The organism is Mesorhizobium sp. M7A.F.Ca.ET.027.03.2.1, from assembly GCF_003999175.1.
Lineage (GTDB): Bacteria > Pseudomonadota > Alphaproteobacteria > Rhizobiales > Rhizobiaceae > Mesorhizobium.
In genome coordinates this window covers 1-1,072 of the sequence record NZ_RZOM01001485.1, presented here as the reverse complement: position 1 = coordinate 1,072, position 1,072 = coordinate 1, and the positions used below count along the sequence as shown (strand labels likewise).

Below are 1,072 nucleotides of genomic sequence, written 5' to 3'. Positions count from 1 at the left end.
GGCGCTGAACGGCGTCATCCAGACCGGCGCCTTCAGCTTCGGCCATGTGTCGAGCAGCGCGCCATAATGGTCTTCATGCGCATGCGTGATGATGATGCCGCGCAGATTGGCGAGGTTCTCCTCGATGAAGCGCGTGTCGGGCAGCACAAGGTCGACGCCCGGCAGGCTGGCATCGGGGAAGGTCACCCCGACATCGATGACGATCCATTCGCGCGCATTGGGCGGCCCGTAGCCGTAAAGAGCGAAGTTCATGCCGATCTCGCCGACGCCGCCGAGCGGCACGAAGACGAGTTCGGCGTTTTCCGCTTTCGCCATGATTTTTCCCTTCCTGGCCCTCAGGCCAAGCCTAAAAAGCAATTCCGGGAAAAGTGTGTAACGGTTTTCCCACCGGAGTTGCGCAAAAACAAACAGTTAGAACCGTTCATGAACGGCCCTATGCCCTGGCCGAAGCGACCGCGCCGAAATGCACATCGCCGGCGGCGATCGTCCGAACCGAACCTTTATCGTCGCGGATCACGAAACGGCAGTCCTCGTCAATGGTCTCAAACACCCCACGCACCACATTACCGTCAATTCTGACAGCAACTTCGCCGCCGAGCCCCGCAGCACGATCAAGCCAGCGTCGCCTGACGGCGGCAAGTCCGCGCCCCTCGTCCCACAATCGGGCATTCTCGCTCCATGCATCCGACAGCGCCAGGAACAGCGTTTCCGCATCGCATGCCGCGCCCAGCGCGCTGAGTGATGTTGCGGGATAGGGCAAATCCTCGGGGTATGCCACCACATTGACGCCGATGCCGACCGCCACCGCGAAACGGCCGCCTTCCAGGATTGCCGATTCCAGCAGGATGCCGGCCAGCTTGGCGCCGGAGGCGAGCACGTCGTTCGGCCATTTCAGTTCGAAACGGTTCTTTCCTTCGCTGCCGCCGTCGAGGCCGATAGCGATCCGGCCCTTCGGCACCACGGCGTCGAGCGCATCGGCCAGCGCCAGTCCGGCGACGAATCCCAGCGTCGCGGCAAGGCGAAGCTCCGCCTTGGTGATGACGAGCAGCGTCGCCGCGAGGTTGCCTTCGGG

2 protein-coding genes are annotated in these 1,072 nt (G+C 63.0%); both read right to left on the bottom strand.

The window, feature by feature from the left end:
• Window positions 1-315 (bottom strand): MBL fold metallo-hydrolase (locus EN750_RS35830; RefSeq protein WP_127399384.1); only part of this gene is annotated, 315 nt, incomplete at its 3' end.
• 118 nt (window positions 316-433) lie between these two features.
• Window positions 434-1,072: biotin--[acetyl-CoA-carboxylase] ligase (locus EN750_RS35825; protein WP_145968259.1), on the bottom strand; the 639-nt coding region annotated here is incomplete at its 5' end.